10 protein-coding genes and 3 pseudogenes are annotated in these 12572 nt (G+C 60.0%); 8 read left to right on the forward strand and 5 right to left on the reverse strand.

Annotated features, from left to right (window positions below; translation table 11 throughout):
* Together K5Q02_RS11175 and K5Q02_RS11180 are read left to right on the forward strand one after the other, a co-directional pair.
* Positions 1-933 carry a 2-hydroxyacid dehydrogenase gene (locus K5Q02_RS11175; RefSeq protein WP_225839200.1) on the forward strand — a complete coding sequence of 311 codons (933 nt, stop codon included), beginning with the start codon at positions 1-3 and terminating at the stop codon, positions 931-933.
* A gap of 77 nt (positions 934-1010) precedes the next feature.
* Complete coding sequence (locus tag K5Q02_RS11180) at positions 1011-2027, forward strand: histone deacetylase family protein (protein WP_225839201.1); 1017 nt, start codon at positions 1011-1013, stop codon at positions 2025-2027.
* A gap of 3 nt (positions 2028-2030) precedes the next feature.
* Here K5Q02_RS11180 and K5Q02_RS11185 read toward each other — a convergent pair.
* A pseudogene (locus K5Q02_RS11185) lies at positions 2031-2240 on the reverse strand (LysR substrate-binding domain-containing protein); the annotation flags it as partial.
* A 144-nt stretch (positions 2241-2384) separates the two neighbouring features.
* Positions 2385-2618: pseudogene (locus K5Q02_RS11190) on the reverse strand (LysR family transcriptional regulator); the annotation flags it as partial.
* Between K5Q02_RS11190 and K5Q02_RS11195 the strand changes: the two are divergent.
* The 4 genes and pseudogenes from K5Q02_RS11195 to K5Q02_RS11210 all read left to right on the forward strand — a co-directional run.
* Positions 2601-2729: pseudogene (locus K5Q02_RS11195) on the forward strand (glutathione S-transferase); the annotation flags it as partial. The pseudogenes K5Q02_RS11190 and K5Q02_RS11195 overlap by 18 nt on opposite strands.
* A gap of 266 nt (positions 2730-2995) precedes the next feature.
* Positions 2996-3424 carry a DUF2231 domain-containing protein gene (locus K5Q02_RS11200; protein WP_225839203.1) on the forward strand — a complete coding sequence of 143 codons (429 nt, stop codon included), beginning with the start codon at positions 2996-2998 and terminating at the stop codon, positions 3422-3424.
* Positions 3421-4713 carry a PQQ-dependent sugar dehydrogenase gene (locus K5Q02_RS11205; protein WP_225839205.1) on the forward strand — a complete coding sequence of 431 codons (1293 nt, stop codon included), beginning with the start codon at positions 3421-3423 and terminating at the stop codon, positions 4711-4713. The genes K5Q02_RS11200 and K5Q02_RS11205 overlap by 4 nt, the downstream gene beginning before the upstream one ends.
* 456 nt (positions 4714-5169) lie before the next feature.
* Complete coding sequence (locus tag K5Q02_RS11210; RefSeq protein WP_442963999.1) at positions 5170-6456, forward strand: OprD family porin; 1287 nt, start codon at positions 5170-5172, stop codon at positions 6454-6456.
* Between the two features lie 315 nt (positions 6457-6771).
* Here K5Q02_RS11210 and K5Q02_RS11215 read toward each other — a convergent pair whose 3' ends face one another.
* From K5Q02_RS11215 to K5Q02_RS11225, 3 genes are all read right to left on the reverse strand, one after another.
* The gene (locus K5Q02_RS11215) at positions 6772-7101 is read right to left on the reverse strand and encodes a DUF2790 domain-containing protein (protein ID WP_225839208.1); all 330 of its coding nucleotides are present in this window, start codon (positions 7099-7101) and stop codon (positions 6772-6774) included.
* A 123-nt stretch (positions 7102-7224) separates the two neighbouring features.
* Positions 7225-8607: a heavy metal sensor histidine kinase gene (locus tag K5Q02_RS11220; protein ID WP_225839210.1), complete on the reverse strand. Its 1383-nt coding sequence runs from the start codon at positions 8605-8607 to the stop codon at positions 7225-7227.
* A complete protein-coding gene (locus tag K5Q02_RS11225; RefSeq protein WP_225839212.1) occupies positions 8604-9278 on the reverse strand; it encodes a heavy metal response regulator transcription factor in 675 nt (224 codons plus the stop codon). Before K5Q02_RS11225 ends, K5Q02_RS11220 begins: the two co-directional genes overlap by 4 nt.
* 470 nt (positions 9279-9748) lie before the next feature.
* Between K5Q02_RS11225 and K5Q02_RS11230 the strand changes: the two genes are divergently transcribed.
* On the forward strand, positions 9749-10957 hold the full coding sequence (locus K5Q02_RS11230; RefSeq protein ID WP_225839215.1) for a TolC family protein: 1209 nt from the start codon (positions 9749-9751) through the stop codon (positions 10955-10957).
* Between the two features lie 342 nt (positions 10958-11299).
* A complete protein-coding gene (locus K5Q02_RS11235) occupies positions 11300-12553 on the forward strand; it encodes an efflux RND transporter periplasmic adaptor subunit (protein ID WP_225839653.1) in 1254 nt (417 codons plus the stop codon).
* Positions 12554-12572: the final 19 nt, after the last annotated feature.

Below are 12572 nucleotides of genomic sequence, written 5' to 3' on the forward strand. Positions count from 1 at the left end.
ATGGCGCGCATCGTATTGCTCTGCCGAGAGCCGAAACTGGAAGACTGGCTGGCCGGTCTGTTCACTCGACATGCGCCGCATCTGCAGGTGTTGCGCCCAGGCGAGGAGGGCGCCGAGCAGGCCGAGGTCGCGGTGTGCTGGTATCCCGCGGCCGGAAGTTTGGGCCGGCTGCCGGCGCTGCGGCTGATCCATTCGATCGGTTCCGGCGTGGATCATCTGGAACATGACCCTTCGCGGCCGGGTTCGATTCCCGTTTGCCGTGTGGTCGACCCCGACCATACCCAAGGCATGGCCGAATACGTGCATTGGGGCGTGCTGCATTTTCACCGCGGCTTCGACCAGGTGCTCAATGGTCGCCAGAGCCTGCAGTGGCAGCGGCCGGTACAACGTACCGCGCGGGACTTCAAGGTCGGCGTCATGGGCCTGGGCTCCATCGGTACGCCGGTGGCCTTGCGGCTGGCGCAGGCGGGCTACACCGTTCGTGGCTGGGCCCGCACCGCGCGGCAGCTCCCGGATGTCGCCACCTTCGCCGGGGACGCCTCGCTGCCTGAGTTTCTTGGCGGCCTCGACCTGCTGGTCAATCTGCTTCCGCTGACGCCAGCGACTCGCGGGTTGCTCAACCATGAGGTGTTCGCACGCATGGCTCAGGGTGCTGCGCTGGTCAATTGCGGCCGCGGCGAGCATGTGGAAGAGAGCCACCTGCTCGAAGCGCTGGCCAGCGGTCAACTGCGCGGCGCGCTGCTGGATGTGTTCGCCGAGGAGCCGCTGCAAAAGGAGTCGCCACTGTGGCAAGTGCCTGGTGTGTGGGTGACGCCGCACATGGCCTCTGCCGCCTCCGATGCCTGCATCGCCAGCCAGATCGCCGACAACCTCGAACGCCTGAACGCCGGCCTGCCCTTGAACAATCAGGTCGACGCCGAACTGGGCTACTGAAACGACAAGCGCTGCTGGCCGTCAGCCCCGGTGCTGGCCGCCGGCACCGCGAGACCAACGCTTTGACGAGAATCGCCATGAAGACTTTCTTCCATCCGCACCAACGTCTGCATCACCCACGCTCTTACCTGTCCCGCGGGCAGATGCGCGAGCCCCAGGAAGTACCGGCGCGTATCGATCCGCTGCTGGCCATGGCGCGCCAGCTCGGTTTCGCGCTGATCGAACCCGAGGATCACGGCCTTGCGCCGCTGAATGCCGTGCACAGCAGCGCGTATCTGGAGTACTTGCGAGACGCCTACACGCAGTGGCACGAAGTGGACGAAGACTGGGGCGACGAGGTGATGTCGAACATCTTCATCCGCGAGAACAATCCGCTGCGCGGCATCCTCGGCAAGACCGCACGCTATCTGGCCGACGGCAGTTGCCCTATCGGTGAGCACACCTGGCAGGCCGCCTACTGGTCAGCGCAAGCGGCAGTCGCTGCCGCTGTTGCAGTGCGTGACGGCGAGCCGCAGGCCTATGCCCTGTGCCGCCCGCCGGGCCATCACGCCCGTGCCGAAGGAGCCGGTGGCTTCTGCTTCCTCAACAACGCCGCCATCGCCGCCGAAGTGCTCAGGGCGCGCTTCGACAAGGTGACCATCCTCGATACCGACATGCACCACGGCCAGGGCATCCAGGAGATCTTCTACGAGCGTGACGATGTGCAGTACATCTCCATCCATGGCGACCCGACCAACTTCTACCCGGTGGTGGCAGGTTTCGATGACGAGAAGGGCAGTGGCCGAGGGGAGGGCTACAACCTCAACCTGCCAATGCCCCATGGCGCATCCGAAGCGGATTTCTTCGCCTACCTCGGCCAGGCCGAACAGGCCCTTCGCGACTTCGCCCCGCAGGTGCTGGTGCTCTCGCTGGGCTTCGACATCTACGAGAACGACCCGCAGTCCAAGGTCTCGGTTAGCCATGCCGGCTTCAGGGAACTGGGGCGCCGTATCCGCGCCTTTGGCCTGCCTTGTGTGGTGGTGCAGGAAGGCGGCTACGACATCGCCACCCTCGACGAAAACGCCTCGCAGTTCTTCAAGGGGTTGTTGGGCTGATCGTCATGGGCTGCAAGGATCTGGCACAAGCTTCTCCAACTGCGGGCATGCCCACTCCACGAGTGCGCGCACCCGCGGAGAGAGCTGCAGGGAATGCGGGTAGATCAATTGGATCGGCAAATCCACCGGCTCGAAATCCTCTAGGACTCTCACCAGGCGGTCATTGGCGAGCTCGTCCGCCACCTGGTAATGCATCAGCCGGGTGATGCCTAACAGGCTGTTGAAAAACTACCTGCGTGGCCATCGCGGCGTTAAAAACAGGCTCAAAATGCTCATTTACAACACGTAAACTCCGCTTTTTCGCCTGTTTTTGCCTTGCGCTGGCTGCCTCGCCAACGTTTTTCAACGGCCTGCTAACCCTTCCACGCTGGCCTGGCTGGCAGCGCGGATCTGGTTGCATACCGGCCTAGGTGTGATGGTTTCGGTGAGTTCCTTGCCCTAGTGGCGGTAGTACCAGTGGCGGCCTTGCGAGGCCAGCGCGATGCAGGCGTGCTCGCTCAGTGATTGCGGTGTGTCGATGGTCGGAGCGCTGCGCAGGTAGTTCGGGCTTGCGCAGGTGACCAGGCGGGTGGCGCCGATTGTGCGGTTTACCCTTACGTCGTGCTGGCGCCTGAAGGCGGTGTGGATCTCAGCCCGTACCACCACGTCGCGCGGTGGCTCGAGCGGGTAGAGGCACTGCCGGGCTATCTGCCCAAGCCCTGAACGACTGCTGCATACGCCGATGATGCAGCAGTACTGCACGTTGAGGTGCAATCGGCTGCCTGGCACTTTCACTCCAGGCAGCCGATTGTGGAAGATTCTCTGTTGAGCAATGCAGTCGATTTTTCAAAATATTTCCGTCGGGAAATGGAGGTGAACTAACGTTCCGGCAGCGCGATCCTTTCCTATGCGCAGTCAGCGCGAGCCTGACGGGCTGGTGCATTCGTACCGAGCCTCGATCCAGTGTCGCTGAACGATAAGGAGCCGCCGTGACCGTTACCACCCACCCCGTCTATCGACGCACGCCAAGCCCGCTACATGCGATCCTGCTTGCCGGAGCCGTCCCCCTGTTTCTCGGCGCCTTGCTGAGCGACGTCGCCTACTACAAGACCTTCCAGATCCAGTGGAGCAACTTCGCCGCCTGGCTAATCGCTGGTGGGTTGTTGTTCTCCGGTTTGGCGTTGCTGTTCGCGCTGGTCAATCTGATCCGTGCCGACCGCAAGGCCGGGCGCCCGGTCATGTACTTCCTGCTGTTGCTGATTACCTGGGTACTCGGGCTGGTCAACGCCTTCGAGCACGCGAAAGACGCCTGGGCCATCATGCCGGCGAGCCTGGTGCTGTCGGTGATAGTGACCCTGTTGATCACCATTACGGCGTGGATCGGTCTTAGCGGCCTGCGTTCGGGAGGTGTCGAATGAGAACTGCAAGCTCACTGACTGTCCTGAGCATGGCGCTGTTGCTGAGCGCCTGCGGCGGCGAAGCGGATACCACCATGCACCGTGGCCCGGATCCCAAACTGCCGGAACCACAACGCGGTTTTTTACCCAGCATGAAGATCGCCGAACCAGAGGAGTGGGGCGATCAAAAGCCTACCGTGCCCGAGGGTTTCAGCGTCACGGCGATCGCCACTGACCTGCGTATTCCGCGTCAGACGCTTGTGCTGCCCAATGGCGATATCCTCGTCGCCGAAGGCCGCGGCGGCAACGCTGCGAAGCTCAAGCCCAAGGACGTGATCGCGGGTTATATCAAGGCTCAGGGCAATACCAAGGTCAAAAGTGGCAATCGCCTGACCCTGCTGCGTGATGCCGATGGCGACGGCACCTACGAGGTGCAGACGGTGTTCGCCGAAAACCTCAACGCGCCTTACGGCCTGGCCTTCTTCGAGGGCAAGTTGTACGTCGCCAACCAGGATGCACTGGTCAGCTTCGATTATGAAGATGGGCAGACCGAAGCCGGTGGCCCACCGACCAAGGTCACCGACCTGCCGTCCGCGATCAACCATCACTGGACGAAGGCGCTGACCATCAGCGAGGACGGTCGGTACCTGTACGTGGGGATCGGCTCCAACAGCAATATTGGCGAGCGCGGCATGGAAGTCGAAGCCGACCGCGCGCTGGTCTGGCAGGTCGACGCCGAGACCGGTGCTCACAAGCCCTACGCGACCGGGTTGCGTAACCCCACGGCACTGACCATTCAGCCCGAGACCGGGCAGCTGTGGGCCGTGGTCAACGAGCGCGATGAATTGGGCCCTGACCTGGTGCCGGATTACCTGACCTCGGTGCGTGAAGGCGAGTTCTATGGCTGGCCCTACAGCTACTGGGGCACAACAGTTGATACGCGGGTGAAACCGGGTAATCCGGACAAGGCGGCAAGTGCCATCAAACCGGACTACAGCCTGGGCTCCCACGTCGCCGCGCTGGGTGTCGACTTCTCCATCCCGGAGATGGGCGAGCAGTTCGCCAATGGCGTTTTCGTCGGTGAGCACGGTAGCTGGAACCGCGACAATCCGGTGGGCTACAAGGTGATCTTCGTGCCGTTCAATGACGGACGTCCGGCTGGTGAGCCCATCGACTTCGCCACAGGGTTCCGTACCGACGAGGGCAAAACCCGCGGTCGGCCGGTGGGTGTCACCGTTGACCCGAAAGGCGCACTGATCATCGCCGATGACCTCGCCAATACCATCTGGCGCGTGACACGTAATCAGTAAGTCCTGAACCCCGGGGCGGGCAAGCCGCCCCGGGGATTTCCCATACAACCCGCCGTTCACCGCGAAATCGCCAATTCGCCGATCGGCACCAGGTGTGTGCCAGACCCAACCCCTCCTTGAAGCCCATCGATACCCGCATCGCCGCCAGAGCAATGCTCGCCTTGCAAGGCCGTTTTCAATTGCAGTAGGCCCGGTCTTCAGACTACTCGCGGGCAACTTCCTGCTCATTCTCGTAATGGCAGACATCCCGTAAAAGTGGCCGTCAACGCATGGTTCGCGTGGCTACTCATTCCTTTCAGAATTGTAATTTCCCCATCACCTTGGCGTTAGCTCCCGGGCGGAAGATAGCGTTTGGCCAACGTTTCACGAATTACAAAAGCGCCACCTATCTATAAGAAAACTGCCTTAACGTCTGGAGCAACCATGAAGAAAAAAGCCGCACTGTCGCTTGCCGTCATGTCAGCGATCGTTGGAAGCAATTGTGCAATTGCGGATGAGCAGAAGGAGGGGTTCATCGAAGGCAGTAGTTTGAGCATCCTCAACCGTAATTTCTATTTCAACCGTGATCATCGCAACGGCGAAACCGCGCCGGGTGGTGCCGGTTATTCCGAGGCCTGGGCACACGGCATCATTGGCAAATTCGAGTCTGGGTTCACCCAGGGCACCGTTGGTTTTGGCGTCGATGCCTTTGCCATGCTCGGTATCAAGCTCGACACCGGCGGTGGCCGTAATGGCGGGCGCAGTTCGTTCGATGTCCTGCCGGTGGATCGCGATGGCGAGGCGCGCGACGACTACAGCAAGGTCGGTGGCGCACTGAAGGCGCGGGCATTCGATACCACGGTGACGGTCGGTGATGTATTTCCTGCCACGCCGGTCGTTCATTACGGTGACTCGCGATTGTTACCCGAGTCCTTCCGCGGCGTTACCTTCGTCAACAACAGCCTGGATGGGCTGACCCTGCAGGGTGGTCGTTTGCACTCGATGAGCCAGCCGGTGTCGAGCAACATGCGCGACAACTTCGCGACCTTTTACGCGGGTGGTGTCGATTCGCCGTGGGTCGGCTACTTCGGTGGTGATTACAGCCTCAATGAAAACGTCAGCTTCAGCGCTTACAGCAGCCGACTGAAAGATGCATGGGATCAGTACTACGTGGGTACATCCCTGCGCTACCCGATCAGCGATGAGGTGGCACTGATCGGTGGCTTCAATTACTACAAGGCGGTGGACGAAGGCTCCCAGCAACTGGGTGAATTCAACAACAGCATCTGGAGCGGCAAGCTTGGCGTGCAGTTCGGTGCTCACACACTGGCGCTGACGCACCAGCGCAACAATGGTGACGACGACTTCGATTACCTGCGCCAGGCCGACTCCATCTACCTCGACAACTCGATCCAGTACAGCGACTTCAACTCGCCCAAGGAAAAGTCCTGGATGCTCCGTTACGACCTCAGCATGGCGCCCTACGGCGTGCCAGGGCTGTCCTTCATGGCGCGGTATGGCAAAGGAACGGACGCCGACTATTCCAATGCCAACAGCGTCTACATGCGCCGGGATGCAGATGGCAATCCGTTGACCGACCAAAAGCGCTGGGAGAGGGACTTCGAAGCCAAATACATCGTGCAGACTGGATCGCTCAAGGATATGAGCTTCCGCATTCGTCAGGCCAACACACGGGCGACTCAGTTCGAGTCGGATCTGGACGAAGTTCGCTTGATAGTCGAATACCCACTCAGCGTTCTCTAGTAGGTGCTGTGTATGTAAAGGTAACTAGTGATTGATTGCAGGATTGTAATGTTCCAACAACGCTCTTGTTATCTTCGCCGGATATAGTCATTGCATGTCCCTTGCAGCGTTCGGAGTTCTTCGAGCGCTCACCCTATTCACCTTTGAAGCATTTATGCTCCTTTGGAAGAGGTGAATCCTGGCGCCCCTGGTGGGCGCCTTTTTTATGCTTGGTTTATAACGTCATCGTTGCCATTTTTCCTGTTCAGGGAGTAGCGAATCGCAGGCAGTAAAAAGCCGCCTGTCGAGGCGGCTTTCGTAGACGTCACTTCAGCATCATCGCTGGTTGACGCATTGCCCTGGCATCGTATAGCGCACGGAATGCAGCTTCCCTTGGGAGTCTTCGTAACTCATGATCTTCTTGAAGTTTCCGCAGGTGCTGATGTCTTCTGTCGTGTGCACCAACTTCGCCACGTCGATTTTCATGCCATAGGCATAGTCACGAATCAGCGGGGCGGGCTTGCCCGTGCTCGCCGCGTACTCCTGCATGATGGCGCTGCTTTCGTTCTGGTACTTCTCGTGGAGTTTCTCGACTGACACTTTGGCCTGAGCAAAAGACGCACCGCTCAGCAGGACAAAGGCAACCAGATACTTACTAATTTTCATAACTACACTCCTCTTTAAATGTGCAGTCATTATCTGTTGTCGATGCTATCGCCAGCGTGGCGTGAATATTACATTGCTGACAGGAAACGCTTTTGAAAGCGTCTATTCAATAACCAGGAAGTTCTAGCTGGGGAAAGTCAGCCGGAAGATAGTTGTCTGGCCGACGGTGGAGTCAACACTGACACTGCCGTGGTGCAGGCTCATGATCGAACGCACGATGGACAGCCCCAGCCCTGTACCGCCATCTGCCCGGCACCGGCTGGCGTCGACGCGATAGAAACGCTCGAAGATATGCGGTAGGTGCTGCTGCGGTATGCCGCTGCCGGGGTTGCGGATGGACAGTGTCGTCGAGCCTTCGCGTTCTTCGATGTTCAGGTCGATGGTGTTGCCTGTCGGTGTATGCCTGATCGCATTGGAGAGCAGGTTGGAAATGGCTCGCTGGATCATCAGCCGGTCACCACGCAGCGTGCCGGTACCTTCGATGGTGAGGGTTATGTGCTTTTCTTCCGCTGCCATATGGAACAGATCGACAACCCGGCTCACTTCATCGCTCAGGCTGATCGCTTCGAATTTCACCAGCGCAGCCGGGTGGCTGACGTGGGCGATGAACAGCATGTCGGAAACGATACGGCTGACTCTTTCGAGCTCTTCGATGCTGCTCTCGAGAACCGCCTTGTACTCTTCCTGAGTGCGTTGCCTGGACAGCGAGACCTGGGCCTTGCCCATCAGGTTCGAGATGGGCGAGCGCAGCTCGTGCGCAAGGTCGTCGGAGAACTGTGAGAGCTGCTGAACACCGCCATCCAGGCGATGAAGCATGAAATTGATGCCTTCTGCCAACTCGCCCAGCTCTTTGGGAAGATGTTCCACCGGTATGCGATGGGTCAGATCCTGGGTGGAAACCAGTGAGGCTATCTTGCCGAAGCGCTTCAGCGGTTTGAGCCCACGCTGCACCACCCACCAAGCACCGGCGCCGATGAACAGGAGCACGAACGGCAGTGCCGCCAGGGTGGATTTGAAGTAGGCGCTGAGCAGGTCTTCGTCGTTGGTACGGTCCATGGCGAGGCGCACGATGATCTTTTCACCATCGACGAGGCGCATCGCCGTCGTGGCAATGAGGATGTTGTGGTCACGGCTATCGGTGCTTTTGCCATAGGTGATCTTGCCCTGCGCCGTGTCATTGGCAGGCGGAGCAGCGGGCAAATCGTTGATGCTGAGCAGCTCGCGCACTTGGGCGCCCGACTCATAGATGGTCAGGCGCAGGTTGTCATGGCCGAGCACCAGGTCTAGCAGTTCGTGTGGTTGGCCTCTCAGGTCGCGGATGGTCAGCTTGTCTTCAGCGAGCCTGTGCTCCATCTGGCTGAGCTTGCCGCGCAGGTTTTCGGTCGCCAGCGAAGACAGCTCGTGAGTCAGTGCGAAGTAGGCCAGCATCGTCAGCAGAACCACCAGTGCCGCGCCCATGAACACCACCGAAAGGCCGAGGCGCATGGACAGCCTGGCGGGCTTCACGGGCGTTCCTCGAGCACGTAGCCAACGCCTCTGAGGGTGTGGATCAGCTTGTGGTCGAACGGGTCGTCGATCTTGGCGCGCAGGCGTCGAATGGAAACCTCGACCACGTTGGTGTCGCAGTCGAAGTTCATGTCCCACACCAGTGAGATGATTTGCGTGCGTGAGAGCACTTCACCCGAGCGGCGCATGAGCAGGTGAAGCAGCGCGAACTCCTTGGTCGTCAGGTCGATCCGCTGAGCGCCGCGAAAGGCCCGGTGTCTGCCCGGGTCCAGCTCGAGATCGGCCACTTTCAGGACGTCTGGTACCGGCGCCTGCTCCGTTCGCCGCAGCAGTGACCTGACCCTGGCCAGCAGCTCGGGAAACTCGAACGGCTTTACCAGATAGTCGTCTGCGCCAAGGTCCAGCCCTTTGATCTTGTCGGCCAGCCTACCGCGCGCCGTGAGCATGATGACGCGCGTGCTGGTGCTGCGCCTTATGTTCTCGAGTACGTCCCAGCCATCCATTTCCGGCAGGTTCACATCGAGTATTACCAAATCATAAATATGTTGTTTGACCAGATGTAAGCCATCGATACCTGTTGCTGCTCTATCTACCACATAACCGCTTTCGCTAAGGCCTTGATGGAGGTATTCGGCAGTTTTAGGCTCATCCTCGATAATTAGGATTCGCATAGTGAGTTACCTGAAGGGATTGATTTGGTAATTGTTCTGATCGTTGTTCTTGGGGACAAAACTCTATAGCGGATCAAGAAATCCTAAACCCTGTAGTGACTTCAAGGTAAAGGCCCTTGACCTCTATTTACGGGGGCTGTGGCAACCTGACGCAGCCCTGTGAGAGGTCTTTCCGATTTTTGCGGACGTTGGGCTTGCCAGTGACCGAGCGACATGAGCGCTTGCCGGCAGGGTTATTTGGCGAGGCGATCTTAATGCAAAATTTTTCCCTGAAAGAGTGGATTACATATTTGTAATCTTGCAGTCACCTTGGCGATAAGCGCGCCTAATTAGATTTGGCCCCAATCACTACTTCGAATAGTTATCGATCGTTCGGCTGCCGCACTGTGGTGCCGATACTGTATTGATTGGGGGCTTAATAATTGTTTGCCAATCCAGGTTTTTTTAGATGCCCACGAGGCATAACGCTGGTGCTCGCCGCGACGGTTTTTCTGTGGGCGGGGGAGGCCAATGCCAGTGCCGCGGCTCTGACGCTGCCTGAGGCGCTGCGGCTTTCCCAACAGAACAACCCCACGTTGGCGGCTGCCGGCTGGGAGCTGGATATCAGCAAGGCCGAACGTAAACAGGCCGGGTTGCTGCCCAACCCGCAGTTGTCGTGGGAGGTTGAAGACACCCGCAGCGATACGCGAACCACCACCGTGCAACTGACTCAGCCCATCGAACTGGGCGGCAAGCGCGGGGCGCGTGTCGATCTCGCCGAGCGTGGCATGGATGTCGCTGCCCTCACGGTAGAGCAGAGCCGCAACGCGCTGAGGGCGGACGTTATCCAGGCTTTTTACGCAGCCCTGCAGGCCGGCATGCGGGTCGAGCTGGCAAACGAGTCCCGTGAAGTTGCGCAGCGCGCGCTCGGCATTGCACAGGGCAGAGTCAAGGCCGGCAAGGTTTCACCGATAGAGCTGACGCGCGCCCAGGTGCAACTTGCCGAACTGCAGCTGGAAGCCAGTCGAGCCACCCGTGATCAGGGCATCGCGAAGGCTCGTCTGCGCCTCGTTCTGGGCGAGGAACAGGTTGCCGACACGCTTCGGCTGCAAGGTGATGCGACCCGTATTCCGGAGCTGCCGTCCGTTTCCCGTTTGCTGTCGGCACTTGGCGGCAGTGCCGAGTTGCGTTCTGCGAGGCTGGCCATCGAACAGCAGGAGGCTTCTTTCGCGTTGGAAAGAACGCAGCGCATCCCTGATCTGGACGTCAGCATCGGCAGCCAGTACAGCGCTGCCGACCGCGAGCGCGTGAACCTGGTCGGGCTATCCATGCCCTTGCCGCTCTTCAATCGTAACCAGGGAAATATCCTGGCGGCGGCGCGCCGAGCTGATCAGAGCCGTGACCAGCGCAATGCCACCGAGCTGCGGCTGCGCAACGAAATCGCCACGTCGGCTGATCAGTGGCTGATGGCCAAGGAGGAAATCCGCTCCTTCGAATCGATGATCCTGCCCTCGGCCCAGAACGCCGTTGAAAGCACCGCGCGTGGTTTCGAGATGGGCAAGTTCGGCTTCCTCGATGTGCTCGACGCGCAGCGCACGTTGATCCAGTCGCGTGGGCAATACATCCAGGCGTTGTCTGCGGCCACTGAATCCTGGGTGCAGCTCGAACGCATCCTTGGTGACGTCACCGCTGTCGAGTGAGCCTATTACGCAGGTTTCCATTTTCAGAATCGCCATGGGGCGCCTGCTGCTTCGGTAGGTGCCCGGCTTATCCATTCGGGAGTATTCATGAGTAAGAAATTGGCCTTGGCGATCAGCCTCGCCCTTGGAATTGGCGTGGCCGCTGGTGGCGCCTGGTACCTGAATGAACGCTCGGCCGATCACGCGAGCGAAGGTGCCGCCGGTCATGGAGAGGAGGGGCACGCCGACAGCGAGAGCGGGCATGACGAGGACGAGGCCGGGCCCAACGGCGGCGAAATCTATACCCAGGGTGTCTTCAGCCTGGAACTGGTGGCTCCAGAAAGCGAGGACGGTTCTAAGCCGATGTCCATCTACCTGTCGAAAGATGATCAGCCCATCGCCCCGTCAGCAAGTACTACCGTCATCCTCGAAGTCAAGCGCGCCTCGGGTGAGCTCGTGACGCTTGTATTCACGCCGCAGGAGGCTGCCTTCGTCAGTCAGACAGGCATCGCTGAACCGCATTTCTTCGATGCCAAGATCATCGTGCGAGAGGCGGGGCAAGCCCTCGAGTTCGCCTACTCGAAAACCGAAGGGCTGCTCGAACTGACGGAGCAGCAGATTCGCATTGCAGGGATCGAGAGCGAGAAATCGCAACCTCGGGTCATCGACTCCACGGCTCGGCTCCCCGGCGAGATTCGCTTCGACGAGGATCGTACCGCCCATGTGGTTCCACGAATTACCGGCGTGGTTGAAAGTGTGCCCGTCAATCTGGGCGACATGGTCAGCAAGGGCCAGACGCTGGCGGTAATCGCCAGCCAGCAGATCTCCGATCAGCGCAGCGAACTGGCCGCAGCACAGCGCCGCAGCGAGCTGGCCAGAACCACCCTCGACCGCGAGAAGCAGCTATGGCAGGACGGCATCTCCGCCGAGCAGGACTATCTGCAGGCACGCCAGCTCTCGCAGGAGGCGGATATCGCCCTCGGTAATGCCAGGCAGAAGATGAACGCGCTGGGTGGGCAAGGAGCGTTATCCCAGGGCAATCGCTACGAGCTGCGTGCGCCGTTCGACGGCACCGTCGTGGAGAAGCATTTCGTGCTGGGTGAGGTGGTCGATGCATCGAGCAACGCCTTCACCCTCACCGACCTGAATCATGTGTGGGCCACGTTCAACGTCGCGCCAAAGGATCTGGCGGCCATTCAGGTCGGCAAGAAGGTTCAGGTGCTGTCACCTGAGCTGCAGACCCAAGTGGAGGGCAGTATTTCCTACATCGGCAGCCTGCTGGGCGAGCAGACGCGCACCGCGACCGCTCGTGCGGTGCTGACCAATCCCGATGGTGCCTGGCGGCCTGGCTTGCCCGTCGCCATCGAGGTGGCGACCGCATCGCGTGAGGTTGCCGTCACCATCCCCGCAGCTGCCGTGCAGCGTATCGATGAGCAGCCTCAGGTGTTCGTCAGGGTCGCGAAAGGATTCGTCGCTCAGCCGGTAAGGCTGGGCGTGGCCAGCGATGGTTTCGTCGAGGTCACGCAGGGTTTGAGTGCCGGCGTCGCCGTTGCTTCGCAGGGCAGCTTCATCCTCAAGTCCGAGCTTGGCAAAGGCTCCGCAGACCACGCCCACTGACGGCTACCAGCGAGAAATC

Origin of the sequence: Pseudomonas sp. MM211, assembly GCF_020386635.1 — a bacterium.
In the GTDB taxonomy this organism is placed as follows: Bacteria; Pseudomonadota; Gammaproteobacteria; order Pseudomonadales; family Pseudomonadaceae; genus Aquipseudomonas.